The sequence below is a fragment of the Zunongwangia sp. HGR-M22 genome (genome assembly GCF_027594425.1).
GTDB lineage: Bacteria > Bacteroidota > Bacteroidia > Flavobacteriales > Flavobacteriaceae > Zunongwangia.
The window spans coordinates 2,080,770-2,098,741 of record NZ_CP115159.1 but is presented as its reverse complement, the minus strand read 5'-3'; the positions used below and the strand labels follow the sequence as shown (position 1 = coordinate 2,098,741).

General features: G+C 32.8%; 21 protein-coding genes. 15 read left to right on the top strand and 6 right to left on the bottom strand.

The genetic code is table 11. The annotated features are described in order from the left end of the window. Positions 1-114: 114 nt before the first annotated feature. The 3 genes from PBT91_RS09160 to PBT91_RS09150 all read left to right on the top strand — a co-directional run bounded on the left by PBT91_RS09160 (position 115) and on the right by PBT91_RS09150 (position 2,656). Complete coding sequence (locus tag PBT91_RS09160; protein WP_270058184.1) at positions 115-750, top strand: hypothetical protein; 636 nt, start codon at positions 115-117, stop codon at positions 748-750. Positions 751-1,090: 340 nt separating this feature from the next. Beyond that, a complete protein-coding gene (locus PBT91_RS09155) occupies positions 1,091-1,945 on the top strand; it encodes an SdiA-regulated domain-containing protein (RefSeq protein WP_270058183.1) in 855 nt (284 codons plus the stop codon). A gap of 3 nt (positions 1,946-1,948) precedes the next feature. Beyond that, entirely contained in the window at positions 1,949-2,656 is a 708-nt protein-coding gene (locus PBT91_RS09150; protein WP_270058182.1) for a TVP38/TMEM64 family protein, read from the top strand. A gap of 96 nt (positions 2,657-2,752) precedes the next feature. Here the strand turns inward: PBT91_RS09150 and PBT91_RS09145 are convergent, their stop codons facing one another. Then, the gene (locus tag PBT91_RS09145) at positions 2,753-4,042 is read right to left on the bottom strand and encodes a dipeptidase (protein ID WP_270058181.1); all 1,290 of its coding nucleotides are present in this window, start codon (positions 4,040-4,042) and stop codon (positions 2,753-2,755) included. 163 nt (positions 4,043-4,205) lie between these two features. Between PBT91_RS09145 and PBT91_RS09140 the strand changes: the two genes are divergently transcribed. From PBT91_RS09140 to PBT91_RS09120, 5 genes are all read left to right on the top strand, one after another. Continuing rightward, a complete protein-coding gene (locus PBT91_RS09140) occupies positions 4,206-4,586 on the top strand; it encodes a hypothetical protein (protein WP_270058180.1) in 381 nt (126 codons plus the stop codon). Between the two features lie 76 nt (positions 4,587-4,662). After that, entirely contained in the window at positions 4,663-5,085 is a 423-nt protein-coding gene (locus PBT91_RS09135; RefSeq protein ID WP_270058179.1) for a hypothetical protein, read from the top strand. Between the two features lie 146 nt (positions 5,086-5,231). Next, complete coding sequence (locus PBT91_RS09130; protein ID WP_270058178.1) at positions 5,232-6,683, top strand: RimK family protein; 1,452 nt, start codon at positions 5,232-5,234, stop codon at positions 6,681-6,683. Between the two features lies 1 nt (position 6,684). Next, positions 6,685-7,902, top strand: a complete 1,218-nt coding sequence (locus PBT91_RS09125; RefSeq protein WP_270058177.1) for a carboxylate-amine ligase — start codon at positions 6,685-6,687, stop codon at positions 7,900-7,902. Beyond that, positions 7,899-8,576 carry an N-formylglutamate amidohydrolase gene (locus tag PBT91_RS09120; protein ID WP_270058176.1) on the top strand — a complete coding sequence of 226 codons (678 nt, stop codon included), beginning with the start codon at positions 7,899-7,901 and terminating at the stop codon, positions 8,574-8,576. Before PBT91_RS09125 ends, PBT91_RS09120 begins: the two co-directional genes overlap by 4 nt. A 99-nt stretch (positions 8,577-8,675) precedes the next feature. Here the strand turns inward: PBT91_RS09120 and PBT91_RS09115 are convergent, their stop codons facing one another. Beyond that, positions 8,676-9,089 carry an OsmC family protein gene (locus PBT91_RS09115; protein ID WP_270058175.1) on the bottom strand — a complete coding sequence of 138 codons (414 nt, stop codon included), beginning with the start codon at positions 9,087-9,089 and terminating at the stop codon, positions 8,676-8,678. Positions 9,090-9,279: 190 nt separating this feature from the next. Continuing rightward, on the bottom strand, positions 9,280-9,711 hold the full coding sequence (locus PBT91_RS09110) for an FKBP-type peptidyl-prolyl cis-trans isomerase (RefSeq protein ID WP_270058174.1): 432 nt from the start codon (positions 9,709-9,711) through the stop codon (positions 9,280-9,282). A 416-nt stretch (positions 9,712-10,127) separates the two neighbouring features. Between PBT91_RS09110 and PBT91_RS09105 the strand changes: the two genes are divergently transcribed. The 3 genes from PBT91_RS09105 (at position 10,128) to PBT91_RS09095 (ending at position 12,119) form a co-directional block, all read left to right on the top strand. Beyond that, complete coding sequence (locus PBT91_RS09105; RefSeq protein ID WP_270058173.1) at positions 10,128-10,592, top strand: 3D domain-containing protein; 465 nt, start codon at positions 10,128-10,130, stop codon at positions 10,590-10,592. Positions 10,593-10,663: 71 nt separating this feature from the next. Next, positions 10,664-11,737, top strand: coding sequence for a transporter substrate-binding domain-containing protein (locus PBT91_RS09100; RefSeq protein WP_270058172.1), 1,074 nt, complete (start codon positions 10,664-10,666; stop codon positions 11,735-11,737). 229 nt (positions 11,738-11,966) lie between these two features. Beyond that, positions 11,967-12,119, top strand: coding sequence for a hypothetical protein (locus PBT91_RS09095; protein WP_270058171.1), 153 nt, complete (start codon positions 11,967-11,969; stop codon positions 12,117-12,119). Between the two features lie 7 nt (positions 12,120-12,126). On the opposite strand, the gene PBT91_RS09090 is transcribed toward PBT91_RS09095, so the two are convergent. Beyond that, positions 12,127-12,771: a hypothetical protein gene (locus tag PBT91_RS09090; protein ID WP_270058170.1), complete on the bottom strand. Its 645-nt coding sequence runs from the start codon at positions 12,769-12,771 to the stop codon at positions 12,127-12,129. Between the two features lie 100 nt (positions 12,772-12,871). Between PBT91_RS09090 and PBT91_RS09085 the strand changes: the two genes are divergently transcribed. Further along, positions 12,872-14,206, top strand: a complete 1,335-nt coding sequence (locus PBT91_RS09085) for an aspartate kinase (protein ID WP_270058169.1) — start codon at positions 12,872-12,874, stop codon at positions 14,204-14,206. A 64-nt stretch (positions 14,207-14,270) separates the two neighbouring features. Here the strand turns inward: PBT91_RS09085 and PBT91_RS09080 are convergent, their stop codons facing one another. Continuing rightward, positions 14,271-15,521: a glycosyltransferase gene (locus PBT91_RS09080; protein ID WP_270058168.1), complete on the bottom strand. Its 1,251-nt coding sequence runs from the start codon at positions 15,519-15,521 to the stop codon at positions 14,271-14,273. Between the two features lie 125 nt (positions 15,522-15,646). Between PBT91_RS09080 and PBT91_RS09075 the strand changes: the two genes are divergently transcribed. Genes PBT91_RS09075 through PBT91_RS09065 form a run of 3 tightly spaced genes read left to right on the top strand, consistent with a single transcriptional unit; the run spans position 15,647 to position 17,081 of the window. Next, a complete protein-coding gene (locus PBT91_RS09075; RefSeq protein ID WP_270058167.1) occupies positions 15,647-16,147 on the top strand; it encodes a GreA/GreB family elongation factor in 501 nt (166 codons plus the stop codon). Positions 16,148-16,149: 2 nt separating this feature from the next. Further along, positions 16,150-16,656, top strand: a complete 507-nt coding sequence (locus PBT91_RS09070) for a gluconokinase (RefSeq protein WP_270058166.1) — start codon at positions 16,150-16,152, stop codon at positions 16,654-16,656. Further along, on the top strand, positions 16,653-17,081 hold the full coding sequence (locus PBT91_RS09065) for a DoxX family protein (protein WP_270058165.1): 429 nt from the start codon (positions 16,653-16,655) through the stop codon (positions 17,079-17,081). The genes PBT91_RS09070 and PBT91_RS09065 overlap by 4 nt, the downstream gene beginning before the upstream one ends. Before the next feature lie 69 nt (positions 17,082-17,150). Here the strand turns inward: PBT91_RS09065 and PBT91_RS09060 are convergent, their stop codons facing one another. Then, positions 17,151-17,876, bottom strand: a complete 726-nt coding sequence (locus tag PBT91_RS09060) for a YebC/PmpR family DNA-binding transcriptional regulator (protein ID WP_270058164.1) — start codon at positions 17,874-17,876, stop codon at positions 17,151-17,153. Between the last annotated feature and the right edge of the window lie 96 nt (positions 17,877-17,972).

The following is a 17,972-nucleotide window of genomic DNA, read 5'->3' as shown; positions in this document are numbered from 1 at the left end:
AATGCTTGCATGTATTTGGCTTCAAAGTATTCGCAATATCAATTTAAATATGAAAGAATAGTTAAGATTAGGCGATTTCCGAGCAAATTTTAGTAAGTTCTTTCAAAACAAATTATGAGAAATTTTGAAAGGATTTGGTATGCCTGCTACGGCTCTAATTTAATGGAGGATCGTTTTCTTTGCTATGTTGCTGGTGGAACTCCAAAAGGTGCGAAAAGAACATATGTTGGCTGTGAAGATAAAGCATTACCAAAAGCAAATAAATCTTTTATTATAAATCATGAACTATATTTTGCTAAAAGCTCCAGAACTTGGAGTGGCGGGGCCGCAGCTTTTATTAAGCCCAATGAGGATAAAACTGCAAAAACATACGGGAAGGTCTATAGTATATCTAAAGGCCAGTTTGTAGATCTGGTAAAACAAGAAATCGCTTTTGGAGGGGATTTGTCTATCGATTTTGAAAAGGTAATAAAACAAGGATATTTAGATGTGGCCACCGATGTTTGGTATGACCGAATTCTATTTTTAGGATTTCATGATGAGATGCCCGTTTTCAGTTTTACAAACGCTAAGTTTATGAGCGAGGAACTCAATGCCCCACATCCTTTCTATTTAGAAAAAATTATCTTAGGACTTCGGGAAACTTATCAGTTCACTTCTGTTGAAATTTTGAAATATTTAGAAAATAAAGTTGGATTGAAGGGAACATCTGTCGCAAAAGAATTGGAAAATTTGGTAGAGAAAATTTAGCTGCGTTATAGCTATGGGATAAATAGGAGCTTTAATATAATTGCTGTTATGTCTTTTTTTATCAAAGTTTTAAAAGGTGAAAAGTATACTTTTGTTTTAAGCTTTCTATCTTTGTTAAATTCCTAATTTATCAACAATAAATCTAGGATAGATAAGCGATAATTGAATTATAAAATTTCTATTGATCGAAATAAATAATTCAAGTAAGAACTATTAAATATTTGTATATAAACCTAATACAGCTGTGGCAGGTAATCGAAATCTTCAGCAATAAATATTATTCTGGATAATTTCAAAATAGCCTATACCTTTAATAAATACAGAGATTAAGAAAAAGTATATGAGTAAAATTGCAGCAGTCATTGTAATTGGGATTTTAGGATTGGTAGCCTTTATCTATTTTACGATGGATTTTCCTTTTAGTTTGGAAAGAAAAGATTTTGAGGAAGAATATGAAATTGAGCAAAAATGGGATCTGCCCAATCGATTAGAAGAAATATCTGGGATGGATTTTGTGGACGACGAACGTATGGCCGCAATACAAGACGAAGAAGGAATTATTTTTATCTATAATCTTCTTTCTAAAAAAATTGAACAGGAAATAAAATTTGGTAAATCTGGTGATTACGAAGGACTTGCTTTAATTGGGAATAATGCTTATGTATTGCGCAGTGATGGTGTAATATTTGAAGTACAGCACTATCTAGATGAAAATAAAAAAGTTACTAAACACGAAACGTTTATAAAAGCAAAGCATAATGCTGAAGGATTGTGTGCCGATTTAAAAAATAACCGATTGTTAATCGCCGTAAAAGATCGTGATCCACTTAGCAATAATACAAAGGGTATTTATGCTTTTGATCTTGAAACTAAAAAATTACTGCAAACCCCGGCGTATGCTATAGATCTTGAAGATCCCATATTTTCTGATGTTAAAAGAAAAAATAAATTGATGGTTATGATGCCATCTGAAGTAAATATTAATCCAGTTACCGGAGAGATTTATATAACCGACGGTAGAAATCCTAAATTATTGGTTTTATCGCCTAATGGAGATTCTAAAAAACTTTATTTGTTAAAGCGTGAAAAGTTTTATCAGCCAGAGGGTATTGCTTTCAAAAAGAACGGGGAGCTTTTCATTTCAAATGAAGGTCATAGTGATCCAGCAAATATTCTTAGAGTAAATCTAAACTAATTTATGAAAGATGAAATAAAATCGACTTCGGTTAGTAAGAGTAAAACACCCTTGTATGTATCACTAGCACTTGTTGCCGCTATAGTGGCATCTTATTTTTTGGTTCCTTCTGTGCAGGATTTTATGGATGAAGCTTGGAGAGTGCTTACTAGCGGAGACGAGAAAAAAATAAGTAATTGGGTAGAGAGATTTGGCTGGTTTGGACCTTTGATGCTAATATTAGCCATGATCGTTCAGATGTTTTTGATTGTAATACCGTCAGTTGCTTTAATGGTTGTTTCTATTATTGCCTATGGCCCAATTTGGGGTAGTTTAATTGTTTTTGTGGCCGTTTTCTTAGCAAGTAGCATTGGGTATATTATTGGCCGTTATTTTGGTCCTGTAATCGTTGAGAAATTAATAGGAGAGAAGAATGAGCAAAAAATAGCCGATTTTATTGACGATTATGGTTTTTGGGCCGTAATTGTTACAAGATTAAATCCGTTTCTGTCTAATGATGCTATTAGTTTTGTAGGCGGAATTTTAAAAATGACCTATTGGAAATTTATAGGAGCAACACTGGTTGGCATTGCGCCTTTAACCATTTTTATAGCTGTTTTAGGTAGAAGTACAGATCAGTTAAAATCTGGTTTATTGTGGGGATCTCTGGTAAGTTTAGCGCTCTTTGGATTATACGTTTTTTGGGACAAAAAGAAACGAAATAAAGATTAAGGTTCTCAGCATTTTATAATTTCTTCGGAAATAAAAATCGTTATTCTAATTGCACAATATTGAATTAGAATAACGATTTTTAAAATTTTCGAGATTTTATGCCTTTTGAATTTCTTTAGCTACCTCTTCAACTTCATCTAAAACACGCAATAAATTTTCTCCCCAAAGTTTTGCAATTTCTTTTTTAGAATAACCTCTTTTCACCAATTCTAAAGTTACATTGAAAGTTTCAGAGGCATCATCCCAACCATCAATTCCGCCGCCACCATCAAAATCTGAGCTAATTCCTACTTGATCGATTCCAACTTTTTCAACCAAATAATCAATATGATCTACGAAATCTGAAACGTTCACCGGGCTTATGGTTTGTTTTAATGCTTCAACTTCCTCTTCAGAATCTGCTACTAGCTTTTTATATTTTTCGATATAAGATTCTCTTTCGGTTTCATCAAGTTCACGAACTTCTCCCCAAGAAAGTATTTCGAAGCCCATTTTTTCAGCTTTATCTTCATATACTTTATTCTTAGCGTCACCAAAAGCTTTATCTTTTTCAGTATTTATATAAGAACTAAATGCGACGGTTTGGATCACGCCACCATGTTCATTAAAAAGTTCCAGTAGCTCATCATCCAAATTTCTACTATGATCGCACAATGCTCTGGCAGAAGAATGTGAAGCGATTAACGGTGCCTTAGAAAGTTCAAACATTTGCTTGATCGCTTCTTTTGAAGGATGTGAAACATCAATCATAATGCCTAATCGATTCATTTCTTTAAGTACTTCTTTCCCCAAATCACTTAATCCATTGTTCAACCATACATTATCAGCTTCTCCTGTGTTCGAATCGCTTAATTGACTATGCCCATTATGAGCCAAAGACATATATCGTGCTCCTAAATCGTAAAATTTTTCAACATTTTTGATATCGGTACCGATAGGATAGCCGTTTTCTACACCGATCATGGCTACTTTCTTACCTTCTTTTACCAGTTTTCTTACTTCTTTTGAAGTTGTAGCCAAACCTATTTTATCTGGAGCTATTTCTTCTGTTAGCTTATGTATCGCGTTAAACTTCGCCATCGCGTTATCATACGCCTTTTTATATCCTTCCGCATCTAAATCACCTTGCCCTGTATACACAATCAGCCAAGAAACATCCATACCACCTTCTTCCATCTTTGGAAGATTTACTTGAGTGTCTAAATTCTCTGTATAATTATGATCGTGGGTAAAATTATTGACACTAAAGTCGTTGTGCGTATCGATGGTAATTACTTTCTCATGAATTTTTCTTGCTTTTTCAACTAACTTTTCATTTTCGCTGTTTTGAGCGAAACCTACCTGCGCAAATAGTAGCGCAAAAAGGCCAATTTGTCTTATTTTCATGTATTTAATTTATGGTTAAGATTGGTAAAATAGGAATTAATTTTTGAACTGAAAGGTAGAATATTGAATAGAAAAATTTGATCCATTATTTTAAGAAAACCTAAAAATAACTCTTCTTTTTTTGAATTCTCAACGTACTTTTGCAAGCAGAATTTAAATTCAGATGCTGAAACAACTTTTAGCGATTTTAATTTTAGTTTCTCTTGCTTACCGCCCGGTTTTCCAAATCGGAGAGATTTCTTATTACCAATTTAATCTGGATTATATTATTGAGAATTACTGTGTAAATCAAGATCAGCCGGCACTTAATTGCAATGGGAAATGTTATCTAATGCAGCAGCTGAATCAATCTAACAAAACGGAGAAAGCAAATACTTCAGCCAGAATCGCCAATTCTTTTCTTCCTCTATATCTAGAAATTCCAAGGCATATTTATTTTAGCCAATTAGAGCTATTCAAGGTAAATAAAAAGATTGTTTTTTATAAACATTTTATTTCCAATCCATATTACAGAAGAATAGAACATCCCCCAAGTTGTAGTTAATTTTTTACTGAAGATGCAAGCTTCAAGTTTATGAGTTTGCAATAAAAGTAGCGGCACCTGGGACCCAAAACTTGCAGTGACTTATCTGTTACAAGGACAAATTTTATCTTTTGGTTCTCAAGTAAACGGAGTATTAAGATTGGGCAAAAATGATCATGATTATCGCTTTGGGAATCAATTAATATGGAATAACTGGATTACTGCTAAACTTTTAAATTCATTTAGTGTTTCGGGAAGGATAGAAGCTAAAACAGTAGGAAAGATTGATGGTTGTTATGCAGATTTAAATCCAATGATGGTAACAACCGCAAATACGCAAAATCAGGGTGGAAAATATATAAATTCGGCTTTTGGAGCTAATTTTTATATCCCTCAGGGAAGATTGAAAAATGTAAGAATAGGTGTTGAATATGCTTTTCCATTATATCAGGATTTAAACGGAATTCAACTTAAAAATGATGACAGCTGGACTTTAGGCTTGCAGTATTCTTTTCACTAAAATAAAAAGAATTTAATATCAAAAAGCACCTTTAAACTTTCGTTTTAAGGTGGCTTTTTATTTGAAGAAAAATCTATATATTCTCAAAATTTTATGATTTTCTATTATTTTTTCAGCTACATTTGATTGATTATTTCTTATAATAAATGAATAAATTTTTAATAGTAAATCAGCCTGAAAAGTGGCCGGTTAAACTTGAAAATGTACATATTATATCTTCTCAGGATTATCTAACCAATCCTAAATATGCTAAGATAAAAAACGCACGTATTTTCAATCTCTCCAAAAATTACAATTATCAATCTAGAGGGTATTACGTTTCTCTTTTAGCTGAAGCAAGAGGCCATTTGGCTATTCCCACAGTGAAAAATCTTGTAGATTTAAGAGAGCCGAAATTGGTGAAAGTAATTTCTGAAGAATTTGATGATGTGATTCAAAAATCACTAAAATCTATCAAATCTCAGGAATTTGTGCTTAGTATTTATTTTGGACAAAATGTAGCTCAAAAATATAAGGAAGTAAGTTCACTTTTCTTTAGACATTTTCAGATTCCATTTTTACAAGTAAAGTTCAGTTTTAGTAATAAGTGGAATATTAAAAGTATAAAAGCTTTATCTGAATCTGAAATCCCAGAAGATCACTTAGAAAGTATGTACTTTTTTGCCAGTGATTACTTTTCTAAAAAAAGGTATGATACTGTAAAACCGCAGCAGTATGATTACGATTTGGCTATTCTTGTGCAAAAAGACGATCCGGCACCGCCTAGTAATGCCAAAGCATTAAAGAAATTTGCAGAAGTTGCCGAGAAGATGAATTTTTATGTTGAATTTCTTTCCCCAAAAGACTTATCAAGATTATCCTCTTTTGATGCCCTTTTTATAAGACAAAGCACCGAAGTTCACAATGAAGCTTATGCATTTGCTAGAAAAGCACAACAGGAAGGCATCGCTATTATCGATTATCCAGATGCCATTTTAAAATGTTGCAATAAAGTATTTATGGCAGAAGCTTTACAAAATGCTGGAATATTGACGCCAAAAACCATGATTATTCATAAAGAGAATAAAGATGCTATTTTGGCTGAAATTGGTTTACCGGTAGTCTTAAAATCTCCAGATTCCACATTTAGTTTTGGCGTTAAAAAAGCAAAGACCGAAGAAGAATACCACGAGCTTGTAACTAAAATGCTTAAAGAATCTGAGCTTATCATTGCACAACAATTTACACCTTCAGATTACGATTGGAGAATCGGTGTTTTAGATGGAAAAGCTTTTTATGCCTGTCGATATTATATGGCAAAAGGACACTGGCAAATATACAACTGGAATGCTAAAAATAAACACGATCAAGATGGCAATGCAGATACGATGGCCTTAGAAGAAGTTCCAGAAAAAATATTAGATTTAGCATTACGCTCTACTAAATTGATGGGAGAAGGGCTCTACGGAATTGATATTAAGGAAATTAATGGAGAAGCTATGGTGATCGAAATTAATGATAATCCAAATATCGATTTTGGTGTAGAGGATCGTTTTTATGGCGAAGAAGTGTATAAGTTAATCATCACGGCCTTAAAAAACAGGCTAGAGAAAAAATAATATGGGATATCATATTTTCGAAGTTTACGGAATAGAATTGGAATATATGCTGGTAGATCGCCAGCTAAAAATTGTGCCGATCACTGATAAACTTTTTATCGAAAAAACAGGAAATCTAACTTCTGATGTTGCTAATGGTAAAATTGAATGGAGTAACGAGTTAGTAGCTCATGTGGTAGAGTTAAAAACAGCTGTACCAATTTCTAATATTGAAAATTTAGATAAATTATTTGCCGAAAATGTTTCTGAGATCAATAAGCTTTTAGAGGCTTTAGATGCTCAATTGTTGCCTACAGCTGCACATCCGCTAATGAATCCCTTAAAGGAAACTAAATTATGGGAACACGATAATAATGATATTTATGAGCTGTACAACCAAATTTTTGATTGTAGTGGTCATGGATGGAGCAATGTACAAAGCATGCATATAAATCTGCCATTTGCAGATGATGCTGAATTTGAAAAATTGCACGCTGGGATACGAATTTTATTACCAATTATCCCGGCGATTAGTGCGTCCTCACCAATATTCGAAGGACAATTAACCGGTTTTATGGATAGCCGTATGGAAGTTTATAAAACCAACCAAAAAGAAATACCAGAGATGGCCGGGAAAGTAATTCCAGAGTGTCTTTATAATAAAGAAGAATATCACCGAGGGATTTTTGAACCTATAAAAAAAGCCATTAAGGCTCATGATAAAAATGGAATCCTAGAACATCATTTTCTAAATTCTAGAGGAGCAATCGCAAGATTTGATCGTGGTGCCATAGAAATTAGGGTGATCGATTTACAGGAATGCCCCAAAGCAGACATCGCAATTGCAGTTTTTATTATAGAGACTTTAAAAGTTTTGGTAAACGAAGATTTTATTTCTCTAGCAGATCAGAAAAGTTGGAAAGAGGACGATTTGCTCAAAATCCTGAATGAGGCTATAAAAGATGCTGAACGAGGTGTGATAAGCAATATTGCTTATCTTAAAATTTTTGGATTGACGGAAACTTCAGAAATTGGTGATGTGTGGAAGAATATATATGAAAGAGTTAAAGATAACATTTCTGAAAAACATCAGCAATCAATCGAATACATTATTCAGAAAGGATCACTTGCCAATCGAATTATAGGTGGTTTAAGAGGGAATTATTCCGAAGAAAATATAGGTAAAGTATATGCCGATATCGCCAAATGTCTTGCTAAAAATGAGCTCTACAAACCTTGAAACTAATACTTAGTTGCGAGCATGCCAGTAATGTATTGCCGCAAAAATTTGCTTACTTAAAGAACGACCAAGATTTGGTTTGGACAACACATCGCGCTTACGATCCTGGAGCGTTCAGATTATTTCAGGAGCTATTAGAAATTTCAGATTTCAGTTTTACCTATAAATTTAGCCGATTATTGATCGAGCCAAACCGCTCTTTGCATCATCCCAACTTATTTTCCGAATATTCTAAATCTTTGGCTAAGCAAGAAAAAAGGGATCTCATCAATTTATATTATTTAACATATAGAAATAAAGTTGAGAAATGTATTTCAGAATTAATTAAAGTTGGAGAGCAAGTCGTACATATTTCGGTACATAGTTTTACACCAATTCTTAATGGGATAGAGCGAAATACTGATTTGGGTTTGTTGTACGATCCATCTCGTAAAGCTGAAAAAAAGTTTGCTCAAATCTGGAAACTTAATTTAGCTAAAGAGTTGGATATTAAAATTAGGTTCAATTATCCTTATTTGGGAAAGGCAGATGGTTTTACAACGTATCTCCGTCGTAAATTTCCCAAGAATTACATTGGGATAGAGTTGGAGGTGAATCAAAAATTGGCAAAAAGAAATACTTTTCCTAAATCTTTAATGTTCGAAATAAAAAATAGTTTGAAGGCAAGTTTGTAGGAAACTTCTAATTATTTTTCAAGTTATTTTAAGCGCTATAATTAGCATAAAAAAAGTCCGGGAAATTATCCGGACTTTTTTTGCATTATATTTTAAATCTTACTTTAAAAGTTTAGCATCTAAAGTAATCTCTGTATCAAGTAATTTTGAAAGAGGACATTTTTCTTTCGCATTATTAGCGATTTCAAGGAACTTCTCTTCAGAAATATTTGGAACTTTACCTTCTAAAATAAGATGTGATTTAGAAACAACTCCGTCTTTGAAAGTGATTTCACTTTTTGTTTCTAAAGATTCAGCAGGAAAATCCTCTTCAGCTAAAAAAGCTGATAATTGCATGGTAAAACATCCAGAATGTGCTGCACCTATTAATTCTTCGGGATTTGTTCCTTTTCCGTCTTCAAATCTGGTTTTGTACGAATATTGAGTTTCGTTAAGTACACCACTCTCTGTAGATAAATTACCTTTACCTTCTTTTAATGTTCCTTTCCAAACTGCGCTCGCTTTTCTTATCATAATAATTTTTTGTTTTTAGTTTGAAATAAAGATACAATCTATAAAAGCTGCTGGAAAGAATTTTATAAAAAGCTTAAGTCTTGAAGGCAGGGATTTAATAGTATTTTTTGAAATCGAAATGAATTGCATAAAAAAATCCCTTTTTGAATTGACCAAAAAGGGATTTTTTATAATTGTTGTGGTAGATTGCTTATTTGATCTCTACTACCTCAAGATCAAATACTAAATCTTTCCCTGCTAATGGGTGATTCCCATCTACAACAATAGAATCTTCTTTTACTTCTTTTACCACTAGGTTCATTTCGCGACCGTCTGGAGTTTTAGAAACAAGTCCCATACCTACTTTAGGCTCAAGATCTTCTGGAAGTTGGCTTTTTTCAACTTCTTGAACTAGTTCTTCTCTTGGCTCTCCGTAAGCTTCTTCTTTAGGGATATTTATAGTTTTCTTTTCGTTAACTTCCATATCTAAAAGTCCTTTTTCGAATCCAGGAATTAATTGCCCCTGTCCCATAGTAAATTCGATTGGTTCTCCGCGATCTACAGAGCTATCGAATACTTGGCCATCGGTTAATTTTCCTGTGTAATGAACTTTTACAGTGTCATCTTGCTTTACTTGACTCATAAATTTGTTTTTCAAAGATTAATTAAGGCCTACTTCTTGGTTTCAGCCAATTAAGTTTGCAAAGTTACAGCTCTCAAATGCACTCACAACTATATTGCTATTTAATTCGGTTTACTTGGTAATTTCTTAACAAACTTTAGCTTTTATTTATTTTGGATATCGAAAGAGCTGCAAAACAGATAGATATACTCAAATTAATTCATAATCTTATTTAATATTCTTCAATTCTGAACACTATTTTTAGTAGATTGATAACTAAGTGCCCGTTTCAGTAATGATACAGAATTGGATGAATTTTGAGTTCATTACCTTATAAACTTGATTTAAGAAGTATAAATCTGAATTTAAGGTAGCTTTTAACGATAAACAGAAATTATTTATATTGAACCTCATTAGGTCTCAATTTAGATATTAAAATGAACTCTATTTCCATTTCAATAAAAACGTGTTGTCAATTTCTATTTTTAAGTTTAGGGCTCTTTGCTTGTAATTCTTCAGATAAAAAAGTAACTGATAAGTCTACTGAAAATTGGGATACAATTAAAGTAACGGTTTCTGCTTTTAACTCAGTTCAATATCAAACAGCAGGATCAAATCCCAATTTAGCCGCATGGGGCGATACGCTAAAACCCGGTATGAATGCGGTTGCCATTTCCAGAGATCTTATAGGATTGGGAATAAACCATAATGATGAGATCAAAATCGCCGGCTTAGATTCTATTTTTGTCGTGAAGGATAAAATGCATTACCGCTGGAAAAAGCGCGTAGATATTTATATGGGAAATGATATAGAAAGGGCGAAAAATTTTGGAAAAAAGAAACTCGAGATTTATTACAAAAAACCAGAAGATAGTACGAAAGCTGAAGTTGCTTCAGAATAAATTCAGTTTTGAAAATGGATTGTAATTGATTAATTTTCGCTACTTACTTTTCAAATATTTCAGAAATTTATATGAAATACTACCTATTCCTTTTATCAGTGTTTTTTACTACTATAACTAGCGCCAAAACTTTTCAGGATTCTACAAAATCTACTCCTGAAGTTTACAAAATAGGAGTGCAGCTTACTGCACCCTTTGTGACTCAAAAACCAAATGGTAATTTTGATGGCTTAAGCATTAAAAGCTGGAATTTAGTTAACGAAAATTTAGATTACAAATTTGAATATAAAACCTACGAAAGTTTGGCCGCGCTGTTAAATGCGGTAGAAAGTGGAGAAGTAGATTTTAGTATAAATCCTATTACGGTTACCGATAACCGTATGGAGCGAATGGATTTTTCTCAGCCTTATTTTATATCACATACAGGTGTAGCAAAAAAGAAAGAATCTCAGGTGTTTAATATCCTGAAGAATTTATGGAGTTGGGAGTTTATTTCAGCAATATTAGCATTATTAGGCACGATTTTTATTTTCGGCTTTTTAGTGTGGATTTTCGAAAGAAAAAAGAATGCCGAAGAATTTGGTGGCGGTAAAGGAAGAGGGCTGTTAGAGGGCTTTTGGTGGAGTGCTGTAACGATGACTACCGTTGGATATGGGGATAAATCGCCTAGAACTACTGGTGGTAGAATTGTTGGGCTAATTTGGATGTTTATGGCCATTATCATTATCTCTAGTCTTACAGCAAGTATTGCATCTTCCTTAACGGTAAAAAGTATTAATGATGAGATTAGCGGAATTTCAGATTTAAATAGATTTAACGTAGGAACAGTTGTGAGCAGTAGTGCAGCAGAGCTTTTAGATCTTTACGACGTGAAGTCTAAAAAATTAAATAGCGTTAATGATGGAATAGAATTAATACGAAATGATGATTTGGATCTGCTAGTTTACGACGAACCGATATTGCGTTACACAATAGAACAAATGGAAGTGGGGAAAGATATTGAAGTTTTAGAGCAAACGTTAAAAAAGGATTATTACAGTTATGCATTTCCTAAAAATTCAGATTTGGTAAAAATTATAAATCCTGCTTTGGTAAGAATGCTTAAGAGTATGGAGTGGGAAAATCTTATCAAAGAATATAAATGAAAAAACTAGGTCTATCTATAAAGAGATTTTCCTTAAACTCAACCGTAATTAAGTTTGTAAAAATATAACACTAATTACGGCATTGTATTTTGAAATCCTTACTTATTTTTAAGAATAATTTACATTTTTATCCAAATTGAAAACTAAAAGTTTTATTTAACTTTGCAAAGTTTTCAACAAAAACGATTGAGAAAATAATACTCATTTTAATATTATTTAAAAAACTAAGATGCAAATTAGAGATAAAGAGGATAATAAATCTGAAGATTACATTCTACAAAAAAATAAAAAGACAAAGTTTGGGGCAACTTTTATCGCTATTGTAATAATAATTATTATTGCTGCAGTTGCTATGACGGGTGTGTATTTTGATTACTGGTAGAATCTAACTACTTCTTGATCTCATTTAAAAGTAGAAAAGCTTTGTTAACATATTCGCGCTCTAAAAATAGCGCAAAATAGTTAGAAGTAGAAATCATTTCGAAAACAGGAATTCCTTCATAAGCTAATAATTTGAAGATATAGAAATAAAGTCCTACAGATTGACTACTATTGTTTGGTAAAGCAATAGTGATCGAAGATAATTCTTCTTTAATAGTAACCCTTACTTCATTTTTAAAATAATCTTCAACCAAATCGGTTAAAGAAGATGAAACTAAAATGTTACTTTCCTGATAATTGCTCGAGTAGTTTAGGTAGACACCCGTTTGATCTTTTACAGCATCTAATAATCTTGATTTGTTGGCAATAATAGTTTTAGAATTTAGAAAAGTATATTCTGTTATTCCAGATCTCACGATTATATCGCCCAATTCGCGTAAACTGTTTTTATTAATTTTTGTTCGCTTGGGGGCATAGCGCCGTAATGCCATAATTATACTACCTGTTTTAACAGGTTTACGCATTTCTTTCTCAACTTCAGGTCTTAAATCTTCTGCAAGTCCGCTAAAATTTATGATATCTCTCGCGATAGCATCGTCCAAAAATGGTTGATGCCGTATTATATCATGTACGCAGGTAGTTATCGTTTTCATTGTTAATTATTACACATTTTGTACAAATGTATATAAAATGAATCATTTTTTTTAATTCCTGTTGCTATCATTTTAATTATGCATCATCAAAAGTATAGCAATGAAAGTTTTAAAATTTGGTGGTACATCAGTTGGTACTCCTCAAAGTATTCAGAATGTAAAAAATATCGCTCTAGGTGAAGAGGGAAGAAAAATACTAGTTCTTTCTGCAATGAGTGGTGTTACAAATGAGCTCGTAGAAATATCTAATCTTGTTCAGGCTAATAAAACTGAAGAAGTTCAGGATATCGTAGATAAACTTAAGGATCGCCATTTTTCAGCTATCGATCAATTGATAAATGATGAAACCTTAAATAAGCAAACTAAAACTTTTGTTTCGGGTCGTTTACAAGATTTATTACTTTCTGCAAATAAGGAATATACCGAGGTTGTTTATGCTGAAATAGTAACTTATGGAGAAACCATGCTTACTTTTATCGTATCTCAATATTTCACATCTTTAGGTATAAACAACGTATGGTTGGATGCTAAAGAATTTATGGAAGTTCATAACCTCGAAAATCCAGATACCGATAAGGTTGGGAAACTTTTGGACGATTACATTTCAAATCAAACTGCCGATCTATATATTACTCAGGGATTTGTTTGTATCAATAAGAGAAACGAAATTAGCACCTTAAAAAGGGGTGGAAGTGATTATACCGCAACTATACTTGGTGCTGCAGTGCGGGCAACAGAGGTGCAGATTTGGACCGATATTGATGGTTTTCATAATAACGATCCACGCCATGTAGAGGGAACTCATCCAATTTCTGAACTGACTTTTGAAGAGGCCGCGGAGTTAGCTTATTTTGGAGCAAAAATTCTTCATCCACAAACAGTATCACCGGTAATTAGTAAGGGAATCCCAATTTTTCTGAAAAATACATTTACACCAGAGAAAACAGGAACAAGAATATCTTCAGAAATTAAAAGTAAAGGATTAAAAGCCATTGCTGCAAAAGATGATATTACCGCCATTAAAATAAAATCAAATAGAATGCTAATGGCGCATGGTTTTCTTCGTAAAATCTTTGATGTTTTTGATAATTACGAAACATCTATCGACATGATTACTACTTCTGAAATTGCTATTTCGCTAACGATAGATAATACGAGTAACCTAGACCAAATTCTTGAAGAATTAAATGCCTATGGTGAAATTACCGTAGATCGTAATCAAAGTATAATATGTGTTGTTGGAGAATCTGTGATCGAAGATAAATCTACTTATAAATTGTTTGAATTGCTAAATGATATCCCTGTACGTATGATAAGCTATGGCGGAAGTAGCAATAATATTTCGATTTTAGTTGATACTCAAAATAAAATTGATACTCTTAGAAGTTTAAATCAAAAACTTTTTAGTGAAGGTTTTGCCACTCAGATGGTTTAGATTTTAGTTCTTTTGCAAAAAAAAGCCGCTGAAAAATTATTTTCAAGCGGCTTTTTTGATATTCTTAAATTGTTTCTGATTTTTTATTCTTTTCTTTTTCTTCGATAAATTTCGACATAAAATAAGTACTTCTATTATTATGGAATTTCAGCATTTTACCTGTAAAGTTTTTATTTCGATGATCGTTTATATTTGTCTCTAAATTATTGATTTGTGTTTTTAAAAAAGGAATATACTTTGATGCTGAAAATCGATCTTTTAAAATAGATTCAGCGTATTGCCGTTTCTCCAACCATAGTTTTTGGTCAGTATAAAGTTGAATTGATTTTTGGATAATTTCATCTTCAGTGTCGCAAATAAATCCATTCCAATCATTGTTTTTTGAAATTCCCTCGGCACCAATTTTCGTTGTAATTGACGGTAAACCATTTTGCATAGCATCTATCATTTTACCTTTAAGACCGGCACCAAATTGGATAGGAGCGAGCAGAATTCTATGCTTTTGCATGACCTCGTCAACACTTCCTGCGCGCCCATGAACTAAAAAACTTTCTTTTTTATTCTGAAGATTAAAAACCTTTTCACTTGGGTAAGCTCCGTATATGTTTAATTGCGCGTTTGATAAAACTTTCCTAATTTTTGGCCAAATACTCTGTTTTAAATAGCGTACGGTATCCCAATTAGGTTCATGTAGAAAATTACCTATAAACATAAAATCTTTACGATCTGAAAAAATTGGCGAAGAATCTGCTTTTTTGATCTCTGCTTCAGATAATAAATAGGGGAGATATTGTATAATTTCAACTGGAATTTTAAAAAGAGTTTTAAGTAATTCCATTTCAAATTCTGAAATAATTAAACTAAGATCACAACGATAAATAGACGCAATTTCACGTTTTGCCAAATCAGAATTTAGTATTATTCCTTCTAATGTGAGATTAGAATTTAAATGCTTTTTTCGAGCGTTTCTTAAAAAATGTAAATCTTCTGTATCTAAAATTTTAAGCGCATTTGGACAATGATTATCCACCCGCCAACCATACTGCTCTTCCATCATAAACCGATCGAAAAGTACAATTTTAGGATCCAATGCTAAAAGAAAATTATCGAAGCTAGAATTGTTTAATTCGATTTTAGCGGTTTCAATACCTAATAATTCTAATTGGAAAGCATATTTTGAAGTTGTGGCTGTTGTTGCAAAAGTAATGTGATAATTTTCTTCCAAAAAGAACTTCAGTAATTGTAGCATTCGGCTTCCTGCCGCAGACGAAGTTGGTTCTGGCCAAACATATCCAATAACAAGTAATTTTTTCATGAATTTTGAAATCTATCAATTTCAGCAAAATTAAGCTTCTTTTTTACAACAGATTTAAAAATAAGTGCACGAATTAGTAATTGTGATAAATTTCGTATCTTCTATATTTAGAAAAAGAAAATGAAATGAGTAGAGGGTTTGTAAAAGAGGAAGATCAGGAAGAAGCTCCGGTAATACCACCAAGAGCTGCATTACCGGTAGGAGCAACTAATTATGTTACTCCATTAGGTTTTGAAGCTTTAGAAAATGAAAAACATGATTTAGAGCGAGAACGTACAAAATTACCTGAAGATAATGAGACCGAAAAGCGCAGGGCGCAGGCAGTTATCGATGGTAAATTAAAATTATTGGCCGAGCGTAGAGCTTCCGCTAGAATTATATATCCAAATCAACAACCTGAAGATGAAGTACGTTTTGGAGCAAAAATAAAATTGAAAAATCATTCCAATGGAAGTATTCAGGAATTTCAAATTGTAGGAGTGGATGAAGCTGATGTAAAAAAACAAAAAATTGCGTTTGTAGCACCTATAGCTAGAGCGGTGACCGGTTTAAAAATAGGAGATACAACAGAATTTAAATTAGGAAACGAAACACGAACACTCGAAATTCTCGAAATCACATATTAAATATGAAAGTATATATTGTAATGGGAGTCTCTGGAAGTGGAAAGACAACTATCGGCAGGGAAATCGCCAGTACGCTCGAGATTCCATTTTTTGATGCCGACGATTATCATCCAGCAGCGAATATTGAAAAGATGAAAAAAGGTATAGCCCTAAATGATGAAGATCGAAAAGCCTGGCTAAAATCTTTGGCTGAAAATATCGAGAAATGGAAGGATAATGAAGGTGCTGTTTTAGCTTGTTCGGCTTTAAAAAAGAAATATAGAGCGGCACTATCCCATAATTTAAAAGAATATGTGGTGTTTGTTTATTTATATGCAGAATATGAGCTTATTTACAAACGCATGATGGCTAGGAAGGGACATTATTTTAAACCCGAATTATTAAAATCTCAATTCGAAACTTTAGAAGAACCTAAAAATGCTATTAAGGTAGAAGTGAATAAAGAGATTCCTGAAACAGTATCAGAAGTTATTTCCAAAATCAAATCAGAAAAAACATCTACTTTATGAAAAACACTTACACCACCAGCTTAAACCTTCCAAAACTAGATTTTATATTACTTATATTTAGAATTGGTATGTCGATATTGATGCTTTTCCACGGTATACCGAAATTAATCACTTTTTTTACCGAGGATGAAATAACTTTTGCAGATCCATTGGGTGCCGGCCAAACTTTAACGTTTACAATTGCAGTTTTAGCCGAATTTGTATGTTCTGTGATGATTATTTTAGGACTAGCCACTAGAATAGCTACGATACCACTTATTATTACGATGGGCATTGCGGCAATAATTGTACATATGCCAGATGGTATGGCAAAACAAGAATTACCGTTTTTGTATTTGCTTTCGTATCTATTGCTATTTTATACAGGTGCAGGAAAATATTCACTGGACCATTATTTTATGTATAAAGCTGAGAAAAAGAAATAGAGATCTATAAATAAAAAGTCTTGTTAATTAGTAACTAACAAGACTTTTACAATTTTTCGAAGAAGTATATTATTCTTCTGAAGAAGATTCTTCCATGGTATGATATACATTTTGTACATCATCATCTTCTTCTAATTTTTCTAAAAGTTTCTCTACATCTGCAGCTTGCTCTGGTGTTAATTGTTTTGTTACCTGAGGAATTCGCTCAAATCCTGAAGAGATAATTTCTATATTTTGATTTTCTAATTCTTTCTGAATACTTCCAAAATTTTCGAAAGGCGCGTAGATGTGTATTCCATCTTCATCTTCAAAAACTTCTTCAGCTCCGTAGTCAATAAATTCAAGCTCTAATTCTTCAACATCAAGTCCTTCAGCATTTATTCTGAAATTACAGGTGTGATCGAACATAAATTCTACAGATCTTGAAGTTCCCAAATTCCCATCACATTTATTAAAATGCGATCGAACATTAGCAACAGTTCGGTTATTGTTATCTGTAGCGGTTTCAACCAAAATAGCAATCCCGTGTGGAGCATAACCTTCGAAAAGAACAATTTTATAATCCCCTTGGCTTTTATCTGATGCTCTCTTGATCGCTCTTTCTATATTGTCCTTCGGCATGTTAACGCTCTTCGCGTTTTGTATAACTGCTCTAAGCTTAGAGTTAGCGTCTGGATCTGGCCCGCCTTCTTTTACGGCCATTACAATATCTTTTCCTATACGAGTAAAGGCTTTGGCCATTGCCGACCAACGTTTCATCTTACGTGCCTTTCTAAATTCAAATGCTCTTCCCATGATAATAAAAATGAAATCCGGGCAAAAATATAAAAAAAGCTCCTAAAATGATTTCAAATTAGGAGCTTTCTAAAATATTGCTTTTTTAAACTGTTT

Coding starts and splice junctions, on each gene's coding strand:
- PBT91_RS09060 (WP_270058164.1), bottom strand. CDS start 17,876: ATGGGAAGAGCATTTGAATTTAGAAAGGCACGTAAGATGAAACGTTGG.
- PBT91_RS09150 (WP_270058182.1), top strand. CDS start 1,949: ATGAAAGATGAAATAAAATCGACTTCGGTTAGTAAGAGTAAAACACCC.
- PBT91_RS09085 (WP_270058169.1), top strand. CDS start 12,872: ATGAAAGTTTTAAAATTTGGTGGTACATCAGTTGGTACTCCTCAAAGT.
- PBT91_RS09140 (WP_270058180.1), top strand. CDS start 4,206: ATGCTGAAACAACTTTTAGCGATTTTAATTTTAGTTTCTCTTGCTTAC.
- PBT91_RS09095 (WP_270058171.1), top strand. CDS start 11,967: ATGCAAATTAGAGATAAAGAGGATAATAAATCTGAAGATTACATTCTA.
- PBT91_RS09075 (WP_270058167.1), top strand. CDS start 15,647: ATGAGTAGAGGGTTTGTAAAAGAGGAAGATCAGGAAGAAGCTCCGGTA.
- PBT91_RS09145 (WP_270058181.1), bottom strand. CDS start 4,042: ATGAAAATAAGACAAATTGGCCTTTTTGCGCTACTATTTGCGCAGGTA.
- PBT91_RS09110 (WP_270058174.1), bottom strand. CDS start 9,711: ATGAGTCAAGTAAAGCAAGATGACACTGTAAAAGTTCATTACACAGGA.
- PBT91_RS09160 (WP_270058184.1), top strand. CDS start 115: ATGAGAAATTTTGAAAGGATTTGGTATGCCTGCTACGGCTCTAATTTA.
- PBT91_RS09125 (WP_270058177.1), top strand. CDS start 6,685: ATGGGATATCATATTTTCGAAGTTTACGGAATAGAATTGGAATATATG.
- PBT91_RS09070 (WP_270058166.1), top strand. CDS start 16,150: ATGAAAGTATATATTGTAATGGGAGTCTCTGGAAGTGGAAAGACAACT.
- PBT91_RS09080 (WP_270058168.1), bottom strand. CDS start 15,521: ATGAAAAAATTACTTGTTATTGGATATGTTTGGCCAGAACCAACTTCG.
- PBT91_RS09155 (WP_270058183.1), top strand. CDS start 1,091: ATGAGTAAAATTGCAGCAGTCATTGTAATTGGGATTTTAGGATTGGTA.
- PBT91_RS09090 (WP_270058170.1), bottom strand. CDS start 12,771: ATGAAAACGATAACTACCTGCGTACATGATATAATACGGCATCAACCA.
- PBT91_RS09115 (WP_270058175.1), bottom strand. CDS start 9,089: ATGATAAGAAAAGCGAGCGCAGTTTGGAAAGGAACATTAAAAGAAGGT.
- PBT91_RS09065 (WP_270058165.1), top strand. CDS start 16,653: ATGAAAAACACTTACACCACCAGCTTAAACCTTCCAAAACTAGATTTT.
- PBT91_RS09105 (WP_270058173.1), top strand. CDS start 10,128: ATGAACTCTATTTCCATTTCAATAAAAACGTGTTGTCAATTTCTATTT.
- PBT91_RS09130 (WP_270058178.1), top strand. CDS start 5,232: ATGAATAAATTTTTAATAGTAAATCAGCCTGAAAAGTGGCCGGTTAAA.
- PBT91_RS09100 (WP_270058172.1), top strand. CDS start 10,664: ATGAAATACTACCTATTCCTTTTATCAGTGTTTTTTACTACTATAACT.